The organism is Actinoplanes subtropicus (assembly GCF_000721705.1).
GTDB lineage: Bacteria > Actinomycetota > Actinomycetes > Mycobacteriales > Micromonosporaceae > Actinoplanes > Actinoplanes subtropicus.
This window is the reverse complement of the sequence record NZ_JOJL01000017.1, coordinates 78,759-99,885: the sequence shown is the minus strand read 5'-3', so window position 1 is coordinate 99,885 and position 21,127 is coordinate 78,759. Positions and strand designations below refer to the sequence as shown.

Sequence of the window (21,127 nt, the reverse complement as noted above, 5' to 3'; positions counted from 1 at the left end):
TTCGTGGTCGAACGGTATGGCGACGCGAACACCGTCCGCGCCAGGGACGTGCCTGACCCGCGGATGGGCGACGACGACGTCCTCGTCCGGATCCGCGCGGCGAGCGTCAACCCGCTCGACCTCAAGATCCGTACCGGGCAGCTCAAAGTGATCCTGCCGTACCGAGTGCCGTTCGTCCTCGGCAACGACCTCGCCGGTGAGGTCGTCGCCGTCGGGGCGCGCGTCACCCGCTTCCAGGTCGGCGACGAGGTCTACGCCCGGCCGGACCAGAACCGGATCGGTGCCTTCGCCGAGCTCATCGCCATGCACCAGGACGACGTCGCGGCCAAACCGGTCACGCTCACCATGGAAGAGGCCGCCTCCATCCCGCTGGTCGGCCTCACCGCCTGGCAGGCCCTGGTCGAACGAGCGAACGTGCAGCCCGGACAAAAGGTCCTCATCCACGCCGGCGCGGGCGGCGTCGGCACCATCGCCATCCAACTGGCGAAGCATCTCGGCGCCTACGTGGCCACAACCGCTAGCGCGGCGAAGACCGACCTGGTGCGGAGCCTCGGCGCGGACCGCGTCATCGACTACCGGAATCAGGCGTTCGAGACTGTGCTGCACGACTACGACGTCGTCCTCGACACCGTCGGCGGCGACACCCTCGACAGGTCGCTGCACGTGCTCAAACTGGGCGGGAAAGTCATCAGCGTCGCCGGGCCGCCGGACCCCGCCTTCGCCAAGGAACTCGGCGCCAACCCCGTTGTCCGGCTGGCCATGGCCGCCCTCAGCTATCGCATCCGGCGGCGCGCGCGACGCCGCCACGTGACCTACTCGTTCCTGTTCATGAAGGCCAGCGGCGACCAACTCCGCGAGATCACCGCCCTGCTCGACGCCGGCACCATCCGGCCGGTCGTGGACCGCGTCTTCGACTTCGAGCAGACTCGCGAAGCCCTGGCACGTGTCGAGAACGGGCATACCAAGGCCGGCAAGGTCGTCGTCCGCATGCAGTGACGGCCCGCTCAGGCGGACGAAGCGTCGTGGTCGTACGCCTTCAGGACGCGGCGGAGAGTCTTGCCGCTCGGTGACTTGGGGATCTCGGCCACGAACTCGAGCGCCCGAAGCCTTTTGTACGGTGCGACTCGTTCCGCGACCCAAGCCATCAGCTTGTCGGCGTCCGGCTCAGCTCGGGTGACGATGAAGCCTTTCGGGATTTCTCCCACGGCGAGGTCGGGCACGCCGATGACGGCGGCGTCCAGCACTTCCGGGTGGGAGAGCAGGAGGGCCTCGAGCTCGGCCGGGGCGACCTGGTAGCCCTTGTACTTGATGAGTTCCTTGAGCCGGTCGACGATGTAGAAATTGCCGTCCTCGTCCGTCTGCGCGATGTCCCCGGTGCGCAGCCAGCCATCGTCGATGGTCTCGGCTGTCGCCGTGGGGTCGTCGAGGTAACCCACCATGACCTGCGGGCCGCGGACGAGAAGTTCGCCAGGATGCCCGGCGCCGACGTCCTCGCCGGTGATCGGATCGACCAGCCGGGCCTCGGTGCCGGGGACGGGCTTGCCGACCGAGCCCGCCGGAGTGGCGGAGAAATCGAGGTCGTAGACGAAGTGAGTGCCGGGGCTGGTCTCCGTCAGGCCGTAGCCCTGCCGGATGACACACCCGGTGCGCGCCTGAGCGCGGACGGCCAGTTCTTCGTCCAGCGGTGCGGCGCCGCTGAGGGCCACGCGCAGGGAGGAGAGGTCGTACTCGGCGACCTCGGGCGCCGTGGCCAAGGCGAGCACGACCGGTGGGACCAGGTGGCCCCGGGTGACCCGGTGGTCTTGTACGACCCGCAGGTAGCCGCGCAGATCGAAGCGGGGCATGGTCACGAGCGTCGCGCCTGCCGTCAGCGCGGCATTGAGGATGATCGTGAAGCCGTAGATGTGGAAGAACGGCAGGAAACCACAGACGACATCGTTCTCGGTGACCGGCGAGCCGATCCGCTGCTGTTCGAGCTGGGCCACGATGTTGCGGTGCGTCAGCATGACGCCCTTGGACTGCCCCGACGTCCCGCTGGAGTAGGGGAGCAGGGCCAGCGCCTTTGACGAATCGAGGTCGAGCCTCGGCGGCGCACCCGTGCCGTTCGTGAGCTCGTCGAACGGCCGGACGCGCGGATCGTCTCCCAGCACGTAGAGCCGCTGAACCGACGTGCCGGCGACGGCCTCCAGCGCGACCGCGACCAAAGGTTGCGCGACCACGAGCGCACGGGCGCCGCAGTGGCGCAGTTGCTTGCCGATCTCGGCCGGAGTCATCGCCGGGTTCAGCGGCGAGAGCACGCCGCCGGCTCGCAGGACCGCGTGCACCGCCACCGCGTAGCACGGTTGGTTGTGGCTCAGCAGCCCCACGACTTCCCCCGGACGAAGTCCGTCCGCGGCCAGACCGGCAGCCCCCGTATTCGACTGGCGGAGCAGGTCGGCGAAGGTCAGGGATTCGCCGGTGGACGCGTCGACCAGGGCCGGCTTGCCGCCTCGACGCTCGGCGTCGCGCAGGACGTGGTCGGACAGCAGCGCGCTCGGGATCTCCGGCAGGGGCACGGGACTGCGGTAGATCATGTGCGGTCCTCTGCGGCCGGCGCCGCGGTGCCCGCCCCGGCCCAGAAGCCGGTCACGAGATCGGCGAACTCTTCGGCCCGCTCGATCTGCGGCATGTGCCCGGTGTCGGGAAACAGATGCGTGCGAGCGTACGGCAGATACCGACCCGCCGCGCCCAACTGGGCGAACGGAACGATCTTGTCGTCGTCGCCCCACACGACCAAGGTCGGCACCCGCCGCGCGACCACTGCCGCCAGCAACGCCCGCCGCCACGCCGCGCGGGCGCCCAGGATCGTGCCCAGGGACCCCGCGGTTTCCAGGAAGACCCGGGTGCCGTGCGGGCGCAACGCCAGGCGGTAGCCCAGGTGAACGCGGTCATCAGTAGCCAGTGCCGGATCGTGAAAGAAACTGAGCTCCACCCGTCGCGCCGAGGCGAGACTCGGCCTGCTCAGCAGGAGCCGCCCAAGCGGCCGGACGGACATGAGGCGTATCGGCAGGGCGACGGCGCGGCCGAAACCGGCGCTGTTGGCCAGTACCAGGCTGCGTACTCGCTCCGGTGCCTGCGCCGACAGTTGCATCGCGACCGCACCGCCGAGCGAGTTGCCAACCAGGTGGGCCGGCTCGCGAATGCCCACGGCCTCGGCGAAGTCGGCAAGGAAATGGGCCAGGGCAGGGAGGTCGTGGAGTACCTGGAGTGGCTCGGACTCCCCGTAGCCGGCCAGATCGACGCTGACGACCCGGAATCCGCGGCCCCTGAGCAGGTTGTGCAGCTCGATCCAGTCCTCCAGGCTGCGGCCGATGCCGTGCACCAGAACCACTGGGGTGCCGTGACCCTCGTCCCGATAGCGGACCCGGCCGCGAAGGACCGTGATGGTCGTTGTGCCGGGAGCGCGGAGCCCGTCGGTGGGGCCGATCTGTGCAGTCATCAGACCGCCGCCCTTCATCGTCCCGTTACGATCCAGGACCCGAAATTAGGCCGGTAGTGATGCCGCCCGCATGACCGCGCGCGCAGGCCGCTTGCCTGTTTGCGCAAGCAGAGTGATCATCTGGAGAGAAGCAGCGCGACGGCATCCGAGCGGGATCATTGCGCTCGCCACGGCAGTCCAGGGAGGTGGCGGTGTGACCGACGTCCAAACCTGGTCCACCGACGCGGTGCCCGAGCACCTCCGCTTCGCGGCGTGGGCCGAGATGATGCGCGATCAGCACATACAGTGGGATTTGTCCACGCCCATCGAAGCGCCTTACGCCGCCCGAATCCGATACCGCCAGATCTACGGCACTCAGCTCGCGGACGCTCGATGCGACTCGTTCAGCGGGCACCACGTCCCTGCTAATGGTGCTCCTGACGTAGTCGGTATCCAGCTACACCTCAGCGGGCGCGTGCTGTGTGGCTACGCGGGCGAACGGTTCACCATCGAGCCGGGAGACCTGTTCATCTGGAGCAGCGATCGCGAGGGCACGTTCGACACGGTCGGGCCGCACCGCGAACTGACCTTTCTCGTTTCCCGCACGCGCGTCCCGCAGTCCCTGGACGCGATGATCGACCGAGGCCGGCCCGTCGCCGCCGGGCCGGGAACCGGCCTGCTCGCCATCGCCGCCGACCAGATCCGCGGCATCGCCCGGGAGATGGCGGGTCTCCCCGATGACCGCGTCGCCCGGGCGGTCGACAACGTCATCGACCTTCTCGGGGCGGCGGCCGCGCCCGCCCATGAGGCCGGCCCCGGCCAGCGGGCGGCCCTGCTGGCGCAAATGCGGCGATACATCCTGGATCGGCTCGGCGACCGCAGCATGTCAGCGACCTCGATCGCCGCCGCCCATGGGATCTCGGTGCGAACGGTGCACCTCGTCTTCGCCGAATCGGGCATATCGGTAGGTCGCTGGACGCGTCAACAGCGATTGGAGCGGTGCCGGCGGGAACTGTCCAGCGCAGCCGGCCGCACCACAGTCACCGACGTCGCCTTCAACTGGGGATTCAGCGACACCGCCCACTTCAGCCGTTGCTTCAAGCAGGAATTCGGAGTCTCGCCGTCCACACTCATGTCCCGGTCCACGTCCAAGCAACCACCCGACTGAGCGTCCCGCAGGCGTCGACGACGATTGTCGACGGGGGCTGAACCACGCTTCCCGGAGCGGCGACACCAAGACCGACCGAGGCATGGACGGACATCACTGACGCGCGGGCCGCAGCCCGCGGCTTCGTTACGCGGCTGCACAGACTGCTCGCCGCCGACGCCAGCGACGTTCACCTTGGCGATCATCGTGGCTTCAACCTGGCCGCCGCTGCCGCCTGCACTCCGGGCTCCGCATCGGCCGAGAAGAACTCGAAGCCACTCTGCTCATCATCTCCGGGGCCAGCGCCAGCGTCGACACCACCGCACGGCCATGAAGCGGGGCAGGAAGCCAAGCTTCCTGCCCCGCCGAACGTTGCACCGCTATGCCGCTGCACCGGCCATGTCATGGCCATCGACGCGGTCGCCCGCCGGGTTGTCGACATACCCCGGCGGCAGCTCCACCCCCAGCGTGATCGCCTTCTGCCGCAGCGCGCCAGAGGTTGCGGCGTGGCGGACGTTGCGCAACTGCTTCGCGGTCAGGCCGTACCGAGCACGGGCATCATCGTCGTTGAGCGGGCCCAGGACGGACTCTGCGTCAGCACACATCCTGACCCACAGGCTCGCCCATTGCGTGACCGTTACCGCCGTCGCCGGCACCCTCATCCCGGTGACCCGTGCATCATCGATGTCCTGGCTGCTTGGCGCCGGCAGCGCGGGCGTGGCGGGCGGGATCGCAGCGGCGGGCGTCGGAACCTCCCGCGGCACCTCGACCGGCACGGCCGGGGCGCTCGGCAGCGATCCCGGGACACCGACCGCGCCGGCTACGTCCTCGCCACCGGCATCGCCGCCACCAGGCAGCCCCGCCCCGGCCATCGCCGCCTGCAACTCCTCCCGCCGCCGCGCCGCTGCCAAAGCCTGCTGATGGCGGGCGACGATCTTCGCATCGCGGGCGGCCCGCTTAACGGCCCGGACTCGATCGAGGTTAGCGATCGCATTCAGGATCGTCGCCGAGGTGCCCTCGGCAGGCGGGTAGTTCCGCCAGGCAACCGCGGCGCAGAACGTGTTGGTTGGCCAGGTGATCCAGCGCGCCCCGAACTTCGGGTTGCCGCGCTTGACGTACGCGGCGCCCTGTTCGAACTGGTCCAAGAACTCGTGCAGCATCACCATGCCGAACAAGCTCAACAGCGCCAGGTAGCCGCCCGCAATGACGTTGTGGCCGCTGTGGGTGTACTCGTACGCGAAATTCACCGTCGCCGAGGCGATCGCGGCGCCCCACACGACCCGGTAGCAGCGGTCCGGGGCCTTCTTCATACGGACCGCGCGGAACGCCAGGAACGCGAACGTCACGCTGACCCCGTCAAGCGTCCCGGGGACCAGGTACTCCCAGCCGGCGTGCCAGCCCAGCACGCTGCGGCCAAAGGCGACCAGACCGTGCAGCGAGCCGGCCAGCACCATCGCCCAGAACAACGCCGCGGGAATCATGGAGGCCACCGTCAACGCGGTGTCCCGAGTCCGAGCTGTACCACCGGCAACCAACTGCGGGTCGGCAACGCGTTCACCAGCCCGGCGCATCCGCCGCCGCGCCGCCGACCACATCAGCACGGTAGCGACCAGATTGGCCACCGCGAGCAGCATCCAGACGCCGGCCGGCACCCGCCCGAGCATCGCTGTGAACATCGCGGACATGTTCATCGGGCACCGGCCACAGGCTCGACCTGGCGGACGGCCGGAGGCCGCCGGCGCTGTGCTGCTGTTGATCCCGCCGTAGGCTTGGCAGCGGTCTGGTAACGCTCGGGTGCGATGCTCGCAGCGCGGAGATGCGGCCGTCCGGTGTTACCAGAGTGGCCGACCGCGAGGCCGGACTTCGGACGTGGAAAGGGGTGTGTGGTGGTGAAGTACAACGTCAACCTCCGATGTGGAGGCCCCGAACCGGCGCCGTTCCCCGCCAGGATTTGTTGGGGATCTTGTTGGGGAACGACGCCGAACCTACCCGTCTGAACCCGGACCAGCCCGGATGACGCTGCAACGTAGCCGCACGTCAGAGCCGTTTTTCCGGGACGAGCACCGACCAAGCCGCATGATCTAGGCGGTTTTCCCAAGCTGAACATGCGGGTTCGATTCCCGTCACCCGCTCCACATTTATGCAGCTAGACAGCTTGATCAACCGAGATTCGGTTCGATGTCTGTCGATGGACTTCCGAGATTGTTGGGGATCTCATCGGCGACAGGCATCAACGCCAGGGCGGTCAGAGTCCGTTTGACGCCGCGTCAGCAGGGTGCCATCTAGCGCTGTCCCACCGCTGAGCCCCAGGTCACGACCTCGCACCCGCCGGCCCGACGCCGACTGAGCCTATGTCGCGGGTTTCGGCTTCGTCAGTCTTCCCACTGATTACCCGAGTTCGACTCTCGTCCCCTGCTCTACGTTTATGCAGCTAAATAGCTCGATCAACCGAAATTTTGCCCAGCCCCCGCGTCGCAGTTGTTGGGGAACTTGATGGGAAACGAGCATCGACACAGGGGGCAGATCGGGTCCCGTAGAGCACCACCGCAACACGCGAGTCGGCGATGCATGCCGTTCACTACCAGCTCACAGGGGTCCTACCAGACCAGGATGAACACCCGGGCACGGCAGGACCTCGGCGGCCCAACCGGCATCTTCAGTGAGGCAGACTGATGGCGCAGGTTCGATCGTGCCGGGGGCACACCGTTGATCTGCAGATCGCAGCGTGATCGGTCGGCGACTGCTTGTCGAGGCGATCTTCCGGCTGACCTAGCTTGCGGCGTGTCCTGATCTCTGGTCGGGACACCCGCCCGATGGGGTCGTAATTCTGTCGGCGAACAGCCGAGCCTTTCCCACTCCTGGGTCGCCACCTCGGCAAGCTCGTTATATCCGTTATGCCCGCTTGTTGCATCGGTCGAGTGGGCGCTCGGGTCTGAGCTGTCCGACGTCCTGCGGATCACGGGTGCTGCCGGTAGGCGTTAGCGCGGAGCAGGATGGCTTTGTGCCGGTGACGGGGTGGTACTTCGCTGGCTGCCCGAACTGGCGGACGCCTGGGGAACGGCTACGGCAGCCGCTGGACGAGATCGGGTACGCCGACGTTCCGATTCGCTTCGTCGCGGGGGCGACCGATGCCGACGCGGCCGCGCTCGGCTTCGCCGGATTGCCTACCTTCATTGCCTACCTTCGCCGTCGATGGTGTCGACTTGTTTGACACGGCGACGCCCGCCGGCGCACTGGCCTGCCGGGTCTACTCCACGCCGGCCGGGCTTGCCGGCGTGCCCGAGGTGAGCGCCCTGGTCGTCGCCCTCACCGAGAGGTGGTTATGACACGTCCCGCCGCAACCGTCCCCGAGACTGAGCTACGCCGGTGCGGCTGCTGCGGCAGGCAGTGACCGGCCAACCAGGTCGCCGAGCTTGGCGTCCCCCCGGCGTCTTCATCTGCGCCGGCTGCGCCCTCTGGGCCGCCCGCCGCGCGGGCCTACTGTCCGCATTGCGCCAGATCCGGGTCCGGGCGCTGCTGTCCCGCTTCACCAACCAGGCCCAGGCACCACACACCGCGAAGGCCGCGCTCCCGACCCTGCCCAGCGCCGATCTCAAACGCACCGCCACCTCCTATGCCCGCGCCGGATTCGTCGCGTCCGGAGGGCATGACGGCAGTGGTTCACAGGTATCTAGGCTGTCGGGCGAGGGTAGGCCATCTCAGCGCCTCAACCGCGGTCGCGGAGTTCGGCGGCGCGTCGGGTGAGGTAGTGCTGTTCGGGCAAGCTCGCGGTCATCCGGGCGGCGCGTAGGTAGCAGGCGCGGGCGGCGTCGTGGTCGCCGGCTTGTTCGAGCAGGTGGGCACGGACGGCTTCGAGGCGGTGGTGGTGGGCGAGCCGGTCGTCGGCGTCGAGGGTGCCGAGCACCGCGAGGCCGGCGGTGGGTCCGTGGACCATGGCGAGAGCGACGGCGCGGCTGAGGGTGACGACTGGTCCGGGGTTGACCTGGGTGAGGACGTCGTAGAGGGCGAGGATTTGCGGCCAGTCGGTGTCGGCGGCGGTCGGAGCCTCGTCGTGTAGGGCGGCGATGGCGGCCTGGATCTGGTACGGGCCGACCGGGCCGGTGCCCAGCGTGCGGGTGAGCAGGGCTTGTCCCTCGGCGATCGCCGATGTGTCCCACCGGTCCCGGCGTTGCTCGGCGAGGGGCACCAGCGAGCCGTCGACGTCGGTTCGTGCGGCGCGGCGGGCATCGGTGAGCAGCATCAGCGCGAGCAGGCCGGCGACCTCGGCCTGGCCGGGTTGCAGCCGGTGCAGCAGGCGGGCGAGCCGGATGGCTTCGGCGGTCAGGTCGACCCGGGTCAGTTCGGGCCCGGAGGTGGCGGTGTGGCCCTCGGTGAAGATCAGGTACAGCACGTGCAGGACGACGGTGAGCCGGCCGGCGCGGTCGGCGGGCGCGGGTAGCTCGAACCGGGCACCGGCGTCGCGGATGCGTTGCTTGGCGCGGCTGATCCGCCGTTCCATGGTGGTTTGCGGTACCAGGAACGCCGCGGCGATCTGCGCGGTGCTTAGCCCGCCGACCGCGCGCAGGGTCAGGGCGAGCTGGGACGGTGGAGACAGGGCGGGATGGCAGCACAGCAACAGCAGGGCGAGGGTGTCGTCGCCGGCCGGCGGTGGCTGGTTGGTCGGGTCGAGCGCGGCGGCGGCTTCGCGGCGGCGCCGGGCGCTGTCGGTGCGCCAGCGGTCGATCAGGGTGCGGGTGGCGACGGTGGTGAGCCAGCCGCGGGGGTGGTCCGGGATGCCGTCGCCGGGCCATTGCCGGGTGGCGGCGAGCATGGCCTCTTGGACGGCATCCTCGCAGGCGTCGAACTGGCCGTGCCGGCGGACGAGCGCGCCGAGGACCTGCGGCGTCAGGTCGCGCAGCAGGTCCTCGAACGGATCGGCCATGATCGGTAGCTCACATCTGCTGGGGCGGCTCGTCCATGACGCGCCGTACCTCCATCGGGTACTGGGTGACCGCGACGACCTGCGAGGCGATCTCGACGGCCCGGTCGTGGCCGGCTTCGATGATCCAGTATCCGGCGAGGGACTCCTTGATCTCGGCGAATGGGCCGTCCGTCGGGGTCGGGGTGCCGTCGGTGAACCGTACGGTGGTGGCCTGGGTCGGGTCGGTCAGGTGGCGGCTGTCCACGACCTCGCCGGACTCGCGCAGTTCGCGGTCCATCCGCATCATCGTGGTCTGCATCTCGGTGATCCACTCCGGGCTCCGGTCGGCCAGTGACGCGCCGAGCCCACCGAACATCATGATCATGTACTTCACTGCGGTCTCCCTCCGTCCGGCGCCCGGTTCGGGGCGCCGGCTCACTGTCGGAGCGGACGGCCCGGATCCCGACATCCCCGCGCAAGAATTCTGCCGCCATCGCGGCCCAGCCGCGGGCACCCCGCCGCGGCATCGTGGCAGCCTGTCCTGGGTGGCCGACGATCGGGGGGCTGGAGGGAGACGATCGTGGCGTACGACGACGTGCTGGCCGAGCGGCTGCGGGAGCGGTTGCGCGGCCGGGCCGGGGTGACCGAGAAGAAGATGTTCGGCGGCCTGGCGTTTCTGACCTACGGCAACATGACCGTCGGCGTCCACGGGGATGATCTGATCGTGCGCATCGCCCCGGAAGCGACCCCGGCGGCGTTGGACCGGCCGGGTGTGCGGCCGTTCGACATCACCGGCCGGCCGATGCGCGGCTGGGTGCTCGTCGCCGGGGAGCACCTCGACGACGAGCACCTCGACCGGTGGCTGGCCGAGGCCGAAGCGTTCGTCGCCACGCTCGTCCCGAAGTGACCTACTGGTTTCAGGGCAGCAGGGCCAGCTTGCCGACCGTCGCGCGGGCTTCCAACTGGGCGAGGGCCTTCGGCCCGTCGGCCAGCTCATAGGTGGTCGGGTTGCCGGGGGTGAGCACGCCGGCCGCGAGGAGTCCGAACAGCTCGCCCATGAGCTCGCCGAAGGTTTGCGGTGCCGCCTGGGCGAGGATGCCGATGTTCAGCCCGATGAGGTGGACCTGATGCCGGTAGACCAGATCCCAATTGGTGATCGGCGCTTGGCCGGCGGCCAGGCCGTAGACGACGACTCGGCCGGTGACCCTTTTGGCGGCGGCCAGGCTGGCGCCGAGGGTGGCGCCGCCGACGGACTCCAGCACCAGGTCGGCGCCGGCGCCTTCAGTGAGCCGCAGCACTTCGGCGGCGAGGTCGGCCGCGTGGGAGTCGATGATGTGGTCGGCGCCCAGCGCGCGTACCGCCTTGTGCTTGCCCGGCGACGCGGCGGCGATCACCGTGGCGCCGTAGTGTTTGGCGATCTTCACTGCGGCCTGGCCGGTTCCGCCGGCCGCGGCGTGGATCAGCACGGTCTGCCCGGCGGTGATGCCGCCGAGCGGCTTGAGCGCGGCGAGCGCGGTCGGCCAGTTCACGACCAAGCCGAGCGCCTGCTGGTCGGTCCAACCGGCCGGGGCCGGGACCGCGGCGACGGCGGGCAGGAGCATGTGCTCGGCGAAGGCGCCGCCGGTGATGCTGACGCCGATGACGTGGGCGCCGGGCGCGAGGCCGGTCACCCCTTCGCCCACGGCGGTGATCTCACCGGCTGCCTCGATGCCGGCCAGGTACGGCGGTTGCGGGCCGCCGGCGAAGGTGCCGCGGGTCTGGGAGATGTCGACGTAGTTGACGCCGGCCGCGGTGACCCGGATCAGGACCTCGCCGGGCCCCGGGCGAGGTACCGGCGCGTCGGTGATCGGGCACAGGTCCTGCGGGCCGTTCAGCGAGGTCTGCTGCAGGGCGCGCATGGTGGCGGGGGTGCTCATTGTGGTCGGGTTCCTTTCTACCGCGCAGCGGATGCCGCCCGGGCCATCTGCAGTTCCAGTGTCTTGGTCAGTCCGTCGTGCCAACTGTCGGCGATGAACGCGGACGCGGGATCGGGGAAGATGTCGTCCTCCCCGTTGTCTATGGCGTCGAGGACGGCGCGGGCGACCTGCTGCGGGGACGCCTTGGGGATGTCGACGCCGTCGAGCATGTCGGTGTCGATCGGGCCGGGCAGGACCGCGTGCACCCGCACCCCCTGCTCGGCGAGCAGGGCACGTAGCGCCTGGGTCAGGGAGAACGCGGCCGCCTTTGAGATCGAGTACGCCGGCATGACCGGGATCGGGGCGAGCGCGTTTCTCGACAGGATGTTGACGACGGCCCCACGGGAGCGGGACAGCGCCGGCAGGAACGCCTGGGTCATCGCGTAGGTGGCGTAGAGGTTGACGGCGAGGTGGCGGTCGATCGCGGCCGGGTCGCTCAGGTCGTCCCTGATCAGGATGCCGGCGTTGTTGATCAGCAGGTCCAGGTCCCCGGCCTCGCGTGCGGCGGCCTGAACCTGTTCCGGGTCGGTGACGTCCAGGACCAGGGAGGTGACCCGCGGGTCGGGGTGGGCCAGTGGCCGGCGGGTGCCGGCGTACACCCGCCGGGCGTTGCGGGCGAGGGCCTCGGCGACCAACGCCCGGCCGAGGCCGCGGTTGGCGCCGGTCACCAGGATCGTCTTGTCGGCGATTGTGATGTGCGGTGTTCCTCCACGCGGCAGCGGCTATTGTTTGGCGATCGACCAACAAACACTCGCACGGCGCCGGAGGCGGGTCAAGATAAAGTTGATCGAACGACAAACAAGTGCCGGGGAGGCATCCGATGGCTAGTCGCGGCCGGCCGCGTACCTTCGACCCGGATGCCGCCCTGCGCCAGGCGCTGGACCTGTTCTGGGAGCGGGGCTACGAGGGGACCTCGCTGGCCGACCTGGCTCAGGCCATGGGCATCGCGTCGGCCAGCATCTACGCCTGCTTCGGCAGCAAGGAGGACCTGTTCCGCAAGGTGATGGCGCTCTACGGCGCGACCGAGGGCGAGCCGCCCCGGCGGGCGCTGCGCGAAGAGCCGTCCACCCGCGCCGCGGTGCAGGCCATGCTGCGCGCGACCGCCGACCGGATCACCGGCCCGGACACGCCGCACTACTGCATGCTCGTGCTGGCCGCCCCGACCGGCGCGGTGGAGAACCACGCGGTGCGCGAGTTTCTGGCCGATGGCCGGCGCGGCCAGTACGCCGCGATCAGGGACCGGCTCGTCCGCGGCGTCGCTGACGGCGACCTGACCGCGACGCCTGACGGTCTGGACGCCCTCGCCCGCTACTACGCCACCGTGGTGCAGGGCCTGTCCATCCAGGCTCGCGACGGCGCCACCCGCACCGACCTGGAGACGGTGATCACCTGCGCGATGGCCGCGTGGGACACGCTCACCTCCACGCCATCGCGCGCCGCCGGTTGAATCGCCGGCGAGCGGATCAACGCTCCGTCCCGGCTGCGGCGTGGCTCCCGGCGGGCGACGTCTCGGGTGCCCTGGTCAGCCAGAGGAGGACCGGCCCGAAGGGGGCCAGCCGGTCCGCGCACCAGCCGGCGAGCGCCGCCGTGGTGATCTCGGCCGGGTGCGGGTAGCGGCGAGTGACGTGCCAGCCGTCGCGTACGGCGAACCGGGCTGCCGCCCCGGTCGGGTCGAACCCGGCCGGCGGGCGACGCCGGGTCGGCTCGCTCAGCTCGGCCCCCTCGGCCACCAGGGCGCTCACGTGCCGATCAAGGTCGGCGACCGCCGTGGGGTCGCGCAGGGCCGTCCGGTACACCGCCAGCGCCGCGCCGGTACGAGGCATGACGCCGCAGCCGACCAGGACCTCTGCACCGGTGATGCGCAGGATCAGCGCAGGATCGCGGCGGGGCCCATTGGGGCCTTGCCAGAACGCGAAGTCCAGGTGCGGCTTGTACGGCGGCTGCTCGCGGGCGAAGCGCAGATCGTTGGCGATCCGGAACAGGCTGCCGCCGACCCGCGGCTCGGCGCGCAGCCCGGCAGAGACCCGCTGCTGCAACTGTGGGCCCAGGGCGGCGACGAACGCCTTCGCCGGCTCGAGAAGCTCCCGCCGGTAGACGACACGATGGGCGCCGAAACAGCGTTTGGTGTTGTCGCGTTCCAACTCGGCCAGAAAGGCCAGCCCACCACCGCCGAAGCCCTGAAACCCCTGGGCACGCGTATGGTCCGCGATGTCGGCGCCGTCGGCGTCCGCGGCGTGGTCGCGGGCCTCGGCGAGCAATCGGCGCCACTGCCCCCGGTCCGGTCGCGGCAGCGCCACCCATTCACGGAACACCCGGCCGGCCGGTGCGAACTCCTCTCCGTCACCCGCGGAAATGATCTGCCGGACCCGGTCGGCGGGCAGCTTGACCAGGAGCGCCCCGCTGCGGCGGTCCAGCGAGGCGAAAAACCGGCCGTGCAGGCGCACGCACGGCAGGCCCATCATCGTCGAACGTTGTACCGCGGGATCCGCGTACATCGGCTCGACGAGTTCCCAGAACAAATCTTCCCCGGTGATCGCCAACGTGGCTCCTCGATAGCTCGTGCCCGGACAGTGGTTGTCGCCGGGCCGCGCGGACTCGCCCCGCGGCCCCGCGAATCGACGGTCAGCTCGCCGGCACGAACAACGCAACCAGCGCGTCGCCTGGGTCGGCGACCAAAACCGAAGTGCCCGCCGGGCCGGCGGTGGCGGCCCGCACGACCCGGCCGCCCAGGGCGACCGCCTGCTTCGTCGCGGCGTCGAGGTCATCGACCACGACATACGGGACCCACCGGCCGGACGGCACCGCCCCGGCCGGGACGACACCCGCCCACGGCTGGCCATCGTCGGTGAACCAGCCGGCATAGTCGCCGGCGCCGGGGCCGACCGTCCAGCCGAACAGCTCCTGGTAGAACTCGCCCACACCACGACCATCAGCGGCGGTCAGGTCGAACCACACGAACGGTGCGCTCATCGACATCCCTCTCCCAATTCCGGACCTGCTTTCACCACCGATTGATCCCCAATGGGCGGCCAACTCATCGGTCTTATCGCACCCCGGCGCTACCGTGTCCGGGTGAGCGTGCAGACGAACTCCAGCGCACTGCTGGACGCGGCCCGGACCGGCGACAACGCCGCGTTCGAGGCCCTGATGGCTCCGCACCTGCGGGCGCTGCACCTGCACAGCTACCGCATGCTCGGCTCCTACCACGACGCCGAGGAGGCGCTGCAGGAGACGCTGCTACGCGCCTGGCAGGGCCTCGGCGGGTACGAGGGCCGGGCGCCGCTGCGGCACTGGCTGTACCGGATCGCGACCACCACCTGCCTCAAGACGATCAACCGGCGCGGCCGGGAACCGATCACCACGACCCTCGACGTGGCCTGGCTGCAGCCCTACCCGGACGCCCTGCTCGACCAGCTCACCGATCCCGACGCCGACCCGGCAGCTATCGTCGACCGCCGCGAAAGCGTCGCCCTCGCCTTCATCGCCGCCCTGCAACTGCTGCCCGGCACCCAACGGGCCGTGCTCATCCTGCGCGAGGTCCTCGGCTGGCCCGCCCAGCAGGTCGCCGACCTGCTCGACACCACCGTCCCCGCGGTCAACAGCGCCCTACAACGCGCCCGCGCCACCCTCGCCCAACCCCGCACCGCAGCCGCGTCACCGGCGACACGGCCGCACAGCGCCCGGGAACGCCAGGTCGTCGACGCGTTCCTGCGAGCCTGGCACGCGCGGGACATCCCCACCCTCGCAGCGCTGTTACGCGACGACGCCACCCTGCACATGCCACCCCAGGAGATCCTCATCACCGGCCGGGACGCGGTGGCCGAGTTCTTCGCCACCGTGCCCGCCGACGGCCGACTCGACCTCATCCAACTCGTCGAGACCCGCGCCAACGGCCACCCCGCCCTGGCCGCCTACCTGCCCGACGACACCGGCGACTGCCGCGGCTACGGCATCATGGTCCTCACTGTCGAAGGTGGCCAGGTCACCACCATCACCGGCTTCCCCGACGCGACACTGTTCGCCGCCTTCGACCTACCCACCGCGCGCTGAGCCGGCCCGCCTGCGGGACGCGGAGATGCCCTGCGGACGCTCGCGCGTACACAAGGCCTGCGACGACCGCGTCAGTGGGACCGCTCCAGGATCCGTTTCAGGTTCACCAGGTCCTTCTGGTTGGCGCGGCGCATCGCGGCCGCCATCACCGGCGCGGTGACCTTCGCGAACCCGGCTGGCTCGCCCCGATTGCGCAGGGTCATCCGGGTGCGGTCCGCGTCGACCGGCTGCCAGGTGTAGGTGGTCTCCATCGGGAACGGCCCCTGAGCGGTCCGCATCACCAACCGCTCACCCGACACCAACTCCACCACCTCGTACGTATACGCCAACCGCCGGCCGAGGAACCGCGCCACGAAATCCATCCGCGAGCCGACCGCCACCGGCTCGGGAGTCCGCCACACCACCGACTCGATGTTCACGTACCACCGCGGCGCGTTCGACGGGTCACCCGCGTACGCCGCCACCTCCGTACACGGACGGTCGATCACGATTTCGGTCAGGACGTCGACAGCCACACCTCATCCTGCACCCCAAGCGCCGAGCCCCGGCACCAGGACGTGAACTACATGTGGCGATCGCGCAGAGTTGCCGGATTCCGCGATGAGGAGATTCGCCCTTGCATCCGGTACCTAGGTACAGGTTTACCGCCGAGTAGACAGCGCCGCACCGGCGCCGGAATCAGCTGCTCGAAGGAGCCTGTGATGTCGTGCGACGTTCCCGACTCATGCACGCTGCCCACCGCCGAACGGCCGTTGCGGCTGGCCGAGTTCGATGACCTGTTCGCCACTGCGGTACGCCGGGTCGACGCGGTCGACGCCACCCGGGCCCGGTTGCATCTGGCCGGCCCGGCCGGGCTGGCGGCCCGGATGCAGGAGCTGGCCACGCGCGAGACCGGGTGCTGCTCGTACTTCACCTTCACCACCACCGAGCAACCGGCCACAGAGGGCGAGGCGGTGGTCCTCGACATCGAGGTCCCGACCGCCCCCGCCGACGTACTCGGCGCCCTGGCCCAGCGCGCGAGCGCCGTCTCCACGGGGCGACGCCGTGACCACCGCTCTGCTGGACCTCGCCGAGTTGTCCGCCCGCTGCGGGATTCCCGTAGCACGGCTGCAGGGGTTCGCCGACGCCGGGCTGTTGCCCACGGCCCGCGATGGCGACCATCTCGGCTATCCGCCCGGCGAGGCGAGCATCGCCCGGACGCTGGCCGGCGCCGACGACCTCGGCTTCGACGCCGACATGCTCGGCGCCCTGGCGACCGGCTGGCGTAACAGCGACTACACCACCACGCGGCAACATCTGGCCGACGCGGTCACCGCCCGCCTGGAGCAGGTGGAGGCCGACATCGCCGAGCACAACCGGCAGGCTGTCGGGCCGGACCCGGCACCGCAGCCTGGGCGACCGAGATCGGCGGCAGCGCCCGGCTGTCCGAGGACGCGGCCCGGCTGCAGTCCGTGACCGCCGCCCTGACCGCGGCGCCGTACGACGGGCCATCCGGCGATGGCTGCGGATGCGCCACAGCGCTGGCCGCGGCGGGTGCCGCCTATCACTTCCCGGATGAGGCCGAGTTGGCATGTGACCTCGTCGCCGACGGCGGCGACGTGCACCAACGGATCGGCGCGTGGCAGGAAGCCCTCGGCCGCGTCGAACGCCGCGACCCGCTGCCCGACACCGCCGCCGGGGTGACGCTGCGGTTCGAGTTCGACGTCGACCTCGCTGGCACCCTGGGCCGGCTCGCCGCCGCGGAGTACCGGTGCTGCTCGTTCGGCCGCTACACCCTGATCGTCGACAGCACGGGCCTGCGCCTGGAGATCCGCATGCCCGACGACGCCGCCGGCACGCTCGCCGTCGTCGTCCTGCCAGATACAGAGGCCGCTAGATGATTGCCCCAAGGCACGACGGGCTGCGCTCCGGTGAGGTCGCTGTTGGGCGAGCGCGCGGATCACGCGCCTCAGGCGCCGTCAGGCCGGCGTCGTCGAGGCGGCCGTCCCGCACCGTCGCACGCTCATGTCTGCTCCACGAGGCGGACTACGGGCGTCGGGGAGTCACCGATACGCTCGGGCGCGGGTTGGCCCCGGAGCAGGCCGAGGGCTGCCAGCGGGAAGATCAGCACCGACAGCAGGCCGGCAACGACCAGGGCAGCGCCGGTCACCGTACTGATCTTGCCGAGCGTCATGCCAATCTGTGTCGCGGTCACCAGGAACGGCAGCGACGTGGCTTGCAACAGCCCGATCGCGGCGGTCGCGCGCCGGCCGTCACGGCGCAGGGCCAGCAGCGCGGGCAGGCCGCGGACCACGAGCAGGGCGAGCAGGAACATCGGCACCCGGGCCAACGCCGCGGGGTGGGCGAGCAGGCCGCTGAGGTCCAGGCGGACGCCGCTGCTGATGAAGAACACGGGCACCAGGAACCCGTACCCGATCGCCTCGAGCTTGGTCCGGAAGTGGGGGTGCGAACGGGTGTCCCGGTCGAGGAGGCCGACCATCGCACCGGCCAGGAACGCGCCGAGGATGCTCTCCAGCCCGAAGCGCAGGGCCAGGGCGGTGAACCCGACCAGCAACACGACGGCGAACCGTATGCGGATTTCCGCCGTGGTGTCCTGCAACCGGACCAGCACGTCACCCAGCCGGCGGGACCGGCCGGCCAGGCGCACGGTAAGGCCGGTGGCGGCCACCACCGCCGCGAACGCGACCAGAAGGACGAGTTTGGCGCCGGTGCTGGCGCCGGCGGTGGAGAAGAACAACGACAGCAGGATGATCGCCGCGAAATCGGCCACGCTGGCCGCCGCCACCACGGTCTGCCCGACCTGGCTGTCGACCAGGCCGGCGTCCTTGAGTACCGGCACCACCAGGCCCAGCGAGGTGGCCGACAAGGCGATCGCGAGCAGCAGGGGCTGGCCGACCCAGCCGACCGCGTGGAACCCCAACCCGGCGGCGACACCCAACAGCACGGTCATCAGGTAGCCGAGCCCGGCCAGCAGGAGCACCCGCCCGCGCAGGCCGCGGACGTCTATCTCCAGGCCGGCGAGGAACAGCAGGAACGCCAGACCGAACAGGGCCAGGATTTGTACGGGCAGGTCAACCCGGAGCCAGCCGAGCACGGAGGGCCCGAGCACGATCCCGGCGCCGATCTCCAGCACCACGGCGGGCGCCCGCAGCCGGGGTGCGAATCCGACCGCCAGCGGCGCGGCCACCGCGACCACCGTGATGATCAGTAGGTTGGTGAACGACACGTCAGGCATCTCAGTGCACCTCGACGGGGTAGCTGGTCACGTAGATCTCCAGTTGGTCGAAGCGCTGCAGCAGGTGCGCCTTGAGGTGGCAGATCCACGCCCGGTGGTCGGCGGTGTCGTCGACATCGACGATCACGGCGTACAGCCGGTCGTCGTAGCGTTGGCCGTCGGCGGCCCAGCTGCCGAGGGCGGCGTCCGGGCGGAAGGTGAACGCGCCGAAGGTGTCGACCACCTCGGCCAGGGAGTCGGGGACGCATCGCGGACACGCGTCGGCGACCAGCCGTCCGTCGTTGAACTCGGCCGGCAGCAGAATCTCGAAACGTCGCTTAGCCATGCGGCACTGTCTGCGCGGGCGGGGCCACCGTTACAGTCCGGCCGCGTGTAACGTTCGGCCCTTTCCCTGGACTGAGTCGGTAGACGGCACAAGCCGACGCCGATGGGAGGCCGCACATGAGCACGGACGACTGGCACCGGATCGATCCGACCGATGTGCCGGACGACGGACGGGTCCGCAGCGTGGTGGTGGACGGGCGGACCATCGCGCTGGCGCGCTGTGGGCTGCGCCTGGGCGCGCTGGACAACCGTTGCCCGCATCAGGGCGGCCCGCTGGGTGAGGGTTCCATCGAGAACGGGTGGCTGCGCTGCCCCTGGCACGGCTACGACTACGACCCGATCACCGGTGCCCCGCCGGAGGGATTCGGGGACAGCGTGGCCGGGTACCCGGTCCAGGAACGCCCGGACGGGGTCTACGTACAGTTGCCGGATCCGCCCGAGCCGGCCCGGAGCGTCGCCGACGTGCTGGTGGAGACGCTCGTCGCGCACGGGGTCACCCATGTGTTCGGGATGGTGGGCCACTCCAACCTCGGCTTCGCCGACGCGATGCGCCGCGCCGAACAGCGCGGCGAGCTCACCTACATCGGTATTCGGCACGAGGGCGCCGCCGCGTTCGCCGCCAGCGCGTACGGCAAATTGACCGGACACCCCGCGGCCTGTTTTGCGATCGCCGGGCCGGGGTCGACGAACCTGCTCACCGGCCTGTACGACGCGAAGCTGGACCAGTCGCCGGTGGTGGCCATCTCCGGCCAGGTCCCCTCGTCGGTGCTGGGCCGCGGCGCGTTCCAGGACCTCGACCTGTCCGCGGTCTTCCGCGACGTCGCCGCGTGGACGACCACCGTGCACACCGGAGCCGACCACGCCGAACTGGCGGCGCTGGCGGTCAAACACGCGACCGACGCCCGCGGCGTCGCGCACCTGGTGCTGCCGGACGAGGTACAGACCCAACCCAGCCAGGCCGCGGCGGCCCGCCCGGACGGGCGGCTGTCCGACCGCTCGTTCCGCCCGGGCGAGCAGGCCCTGGAGGCGGCCGCCGAGCTGATCCGCGCCGCCGCCCGCCCGGTGATCATCGTCGGGCACGGGGCCCGCCCGGCGGCCGAGCAGGTCCGCGCGCTCGCCGAGCGGCTGAACGCGCCGGTGCTGACCACGTTCAAGGCCAAGGGCCTGATCCCGGACACCCACCCGCTGGGCGCCGGCGTGCTGGGCCGCAGCGGCACCCCGGTGGCCAGCTGGCTGATGAACGAGGCCGACCTGCTGATCGTCGTCGGTGCGTCGTTCGCCAACCACACCGGCGTGGCCGCGTACAAGCCGATCGTGCAGATCGACGACGACCACGCGGCCATCGGCCGCTTCCACCCGGTCACCTGTCCGGTGCTCGGTGACGCCCGGTTGACCCTGACCGCGCTGCTGGCGGATCTGGGCGACACCAAGGCCGTCGACCAGCGCCCCGATGTCGCCGCACGGTGGGCGATCTGGCGGGCGGAAAAGGCCCGCCGCGCCGCCGACGACCGCGGCCGGGGTGTTTCCGCGGCGGCGGTGTTCGACGCCCTGTCCCGGCACCTGCCGCCGGACGCCGTGGTCGCCGTCGATGTCGGCAACCACGCCTACTCGCTGGGCCGCTATCTGGAATCGGCCGGCCAGCCGGTGCTGATGTCCGGCTACCTGGGGTCGATCGGCTTCGGCTACCCGGCGGCGCTGGGCGCCTGGGCCGCCGCGCCGAACCGCCCGATCGTGGCGGTCACCGGCGACGGCGGGTTCGGCCAGTACGCCACCGAGCTCACCACGGCGGTCAAGTACCGGATCCCGATCAAGCATGTGCTGCTCGACAACGGCTCGCTCGGCAAGATCGCCAAGGAGCAGCGGGCCGAGGACTTCCCGGTCTGGCACACCTCGCTGGTCAACCCGGACTGGGCACAGTACGCGCGGTTGTGCGGCGCCGCCGGCATCAGCGTCACCCGCGCGGACGAACTCGAATCCGCCATGGCACGCCTGTTCGCGGCGGACGGACCAACCCTGCTGTGCGTGCGGCAGGATCCGGAACTGATCTGATCCATTATGG

General features: G+C 70.5%; 21 protein-coding genes. 9 read left to right on the top strand and 12 right to left on the bottom strand.

The annotated features are described in order from the left end of the window. Positions 1–3: 3 nt before the first annotated feature. Positions 4–996, top strand: a complete 993-nt coding sequence (locus IH26_RS0123325; protein ID WP_245665431.1) for an NADP-dependent oxidoreductase — start codon at positions 4–6, stop codon at positions 994–996. An 8-nt stretch (positions 997–1,004) separates the two neighbouring features. Here IH26_RS0123325 and IH26_RS0123320 read toward each other — a convergent pair whose 3' ends face one another. Next, on the bottom strand, positions 1,005–2,573 hold the full coding sequence (locus IH26_RS0123320) for an AMP-binding protein (RefSeq protein ID WP_030438358.1): 1,569 nt from the start codon (positions 2,571–2,573) through the stop codon (positions 1,005–1,007). Further along, positions 2,570–3,478, bottom strand: a complete 909-nt coding sequence (locus IH26_RS0123315; RefSeq protein ID WP_084599034.1) for an alpha/beta fold hydrolase — start codon at positions 3,476–3,478, stop codon at positions 2,570–2,572. The genes IH26_RS0123320 and IH26_RS0123315 overlap by 4 nt, the downstream gene beginning before the upstream one ends. A 193-nt stretch (positions 3,479–3,671) precedes the next feature. On the opposite strand from IH26_RS0123315, the gene IH26_RS0123310 reads away from it, so the two are divergent. Next, positions 3,672–4,625, top strand: a complete 954-nt coding sequence (locus IH26_RS0123310) for a helix-turn-helix domain-containing protein (protein WP_051808426.1) — start codon at positions 3,672–3,674, stop codon at positions 4,623–4,625. Positions 4,626–4,984: 359 nt separating this feature from the next. Here the strand turns inward: IH26_RS0123310 and IH26_RS0123305 are convergent, their stop codons facing one another. Then, positions 4,985–6,280 (bottom strand): hypothetical protein, encoded by a 1,296-nt coding sequence (locus IH26_RS0123305; protein ID WP_157437347.1) that lies wholly within the window; start codon positions 6,278–6,280, stop codon positions 4,985–4,987. A gap of 1,527 nt (positions 6,281–7,807) precedes the next feature. On the opposite strand from IH26_RS0123305, the gene IH26_RS63940 reads away from it, so the two are divergent. Next, a complete protein-coding gene (locus tag IH26_RS63940) occupies positions 7,808–7,930 on the top strand; it encodes a hypothetical protein (RefSeq protein ID WP_281179770.1) in 123 nt (40 codons plus the stop codon). Between the two features lie 380 nt (positions 7,931–8,310). Here IH26_RS63940 and IH26_RS0123295 read toward each other — a convergent pair whose 3' ends face one another. After that, on the bottom strand, positions 8,311–9,525 hold the full coding sequence (locus tag IH26_RS0123295; RefSeq protein WP_030438354.1) for an RNA polymerase sigma factor: 1,215 nt from the start codon (positions 9,523–9,525) through the stop codon (positions 8,311–8,313). Between the two features lie 10 nt (positions 9,526–9,535). Next, on the bottom strand, positions 9,536–9,889 hold the full coding sequence (locus tag IH26_RS0123290) for a YciI family protein (RefSeq protein ID WP_245665439.1): 354 nt from the start codon (positions 9,887–9,889) through the stop codon (positions 9,536–9,538). A gap of 195 nt (positions 9,890–10,084) precedes the next feature. On the opposite strand from IH26_RS0123290, the gene IH26_RS0123285 reads away from it, so the two are divergent. Further along, positions 10,085–10,411, top strand: a complete 327-nt coding sequence (locus IH26_RS0123285) for a TfoX/Sxy family protein (protein WP_030438352.1) — start codon at positions 10,085–10,087, stop codon at positions 10,409–10,411. Between the two features lie 10 nt (positions 10,412–10,421). Here IH26_RS0123285 and IH26_RS0123280 read toward each other — a convergent pair whose 3' ends face one another. Together IH26_RS0123280 and IH26_RS0123275 are read right to left on the bottom strand one after the other, a co-directional pair. Continuing rightward, positions 10,422–11,420 carry a zinc-binding dehydrogenase gene (locus IH26_RS0123280; RefSeq protein ID WP_030438351.1) on the bottom strand — a complete coding sequence of 333 codons (999 nt, stop codon included), beginning with the start codon at positions 11,418–11,420 and terminating at the stop codon, positions 10,422–10,424. Between the two features lie 17 nt (positions 11,421–11,437). Continuing rightward, the gene (locus IH26_RS0123275; RefSeq protein ID WP_245665429.1) at positions 11,438–12,127 is read right to left on the bottom strand and encodes an SDR family NAD(P)-dependent oxidoreductase; all 690 of its coding nucleotides are present in this window, start codon (positions 12,125–12,127) and stop codon (positions 11,438–11,440) included. Positions 12,128–12,279: 152 nt separating this feature from the next. Here IH26_RS0123275 and IH26_RS0123270 point away from each other — a divergent pair, with 152 nt between their 5' ends. Next, entirely contained in the window at positions 12,280–12,906 is a 627-nt protein-coding gene (locus tag IH26_RS0123270) for a TetR/AcrR family transcriptional regulator (protein ID WP_030438349.1), read from the top strand. A 16-nt stretch (positions 12,907–12,922) separates the two neighbouring features. On the opposite strand, the gene IH26_RS59985 is transcribed toward IH26_RS0123270, so the two are convergent. Then, positions 12,923–13,999, bottom strand: coding sequence for a DUF2461 family protein (locus tag IH26_RS59985; protein ID WP_063763729.1), 1,077 nt, complete (start codon positions 13,997–13,999; stop codon positions 12,923–12,925). An 82-nt stretch (positions 14,000–14,081) separates the two neighbouring features. Further along, positions 14,082–14,429: a VOC family protein gene (locus IH26_RS0123260; RefSeq protein WP_157437346.1), complete on the bottom strand. Its 348-nt coding sequence runs from the start codon at positions 14,427–14,429 to the stop codon at positions 14,082–14,084. A gap of 102 nt (positions 14,430–14,531) precedes the next feature. On the opposite strand from IH26_RS0123260, the gene IH26_RS0123255 reads away from it, so the two are divergent. Next, entirely contained in the window at positions 14,532–15,509 is a 978-nt protein-coding gene (locus IH26_RS0123255; protein ID WP_245665427.1) for an RNA polymerase subunit sigma-70, read from the top strand. A 71-nt stretch (positions 15,510–15,580) separates the two neighbouring features. On the opposite strand, the gene IH26_RS0123250 is transcribed toward IH26_RS0123255, so the two are convergent. Continuing rightward, entirely contained in the window at positions 15,581–16,024 is a 444-nt protein-coding gene (locus IH26_RS0123250) for an SRPBCC family protein (RefSeq protein WP_030438345.1), read from the bottom strand. Positions 16,025–16,553: 529 nt separating this feature from the next. Here IH26_RS0123250 and IH26_RS59980 point away from each other — a divergent pair. Together IH26_RS59980 and IH26_RS0123240 are read left to right on the top strand one after the other, a co-directional pair. Further along, positions 16,554–16,964 carry a hypothetical protein gene (locus tag IH26_RS59980; protein WP_030438344.1) on the top strand — a complete coding sequence of 137 codons (411 nt, stop codon included), beginning with the start codon at positions 16,554–16,556 and terminating at the stop codon, positions 16,962–16,964. After that, a complete protein-coding gene (locus IH26_RS0123240; protein ID WP_030438343.1) occupies positions 16,961–17,389 on the top strand; it encodes a hypothetical protein in 429 nt (142 codons plus the stop codon). Before IH26_RS59980 ends, IH26_RS0123240 begins: the two co-directional genes overlap by 4 nt. Before the next feature lie 122 nt (positions 17,390–17,511). Here the strand turns inward: IH26_RS0123240 and IH26_RS0123235 are convergent, their stop codons facing one another. Continuing rightward, on the bottom strand, positions 17,512–18,744 hold the full coding sequence (locus tag IH26_RS0123235) for a cation:proton antiporter (RefSeq protein WP_051808424.1): 1,233 nt from the start codon (positions 18,742–18,744) through the stop codon (positions 17,512–17,514). A 1-nt stretch (position 18,745) separates the two neighbouring features. Continuing rightward, a complete protein-coding gene (locus tag IH26_RS0123230) occupies positions 18,746–19,069 on the bottom strand; it encodes a hypothetical protein (protein ID WP_030438341.1) in 324 nt (107 codons plus the stop codon). Positions 19,070–19,185: 116 nt separating this feature from the next. On the opposite strand from IH26_RS0123230, the gene IH26_RS0123225 reads away from it, so the two are divergent. Continuing rightward, positions 19,186–21,117 (top strand): thiamine pyrophosphate-binding protein, encoded by a 1,932-nt coding sequence (locus IH26_RS0123225; protein WP_030438340.1) that lies wholly within the window; start codon positions 19,186–19,188, stop codon positions 21,115–21,117. The last annotated feature ends 10 nt before the right edge of the window (positions 21,118–21,127 follow it).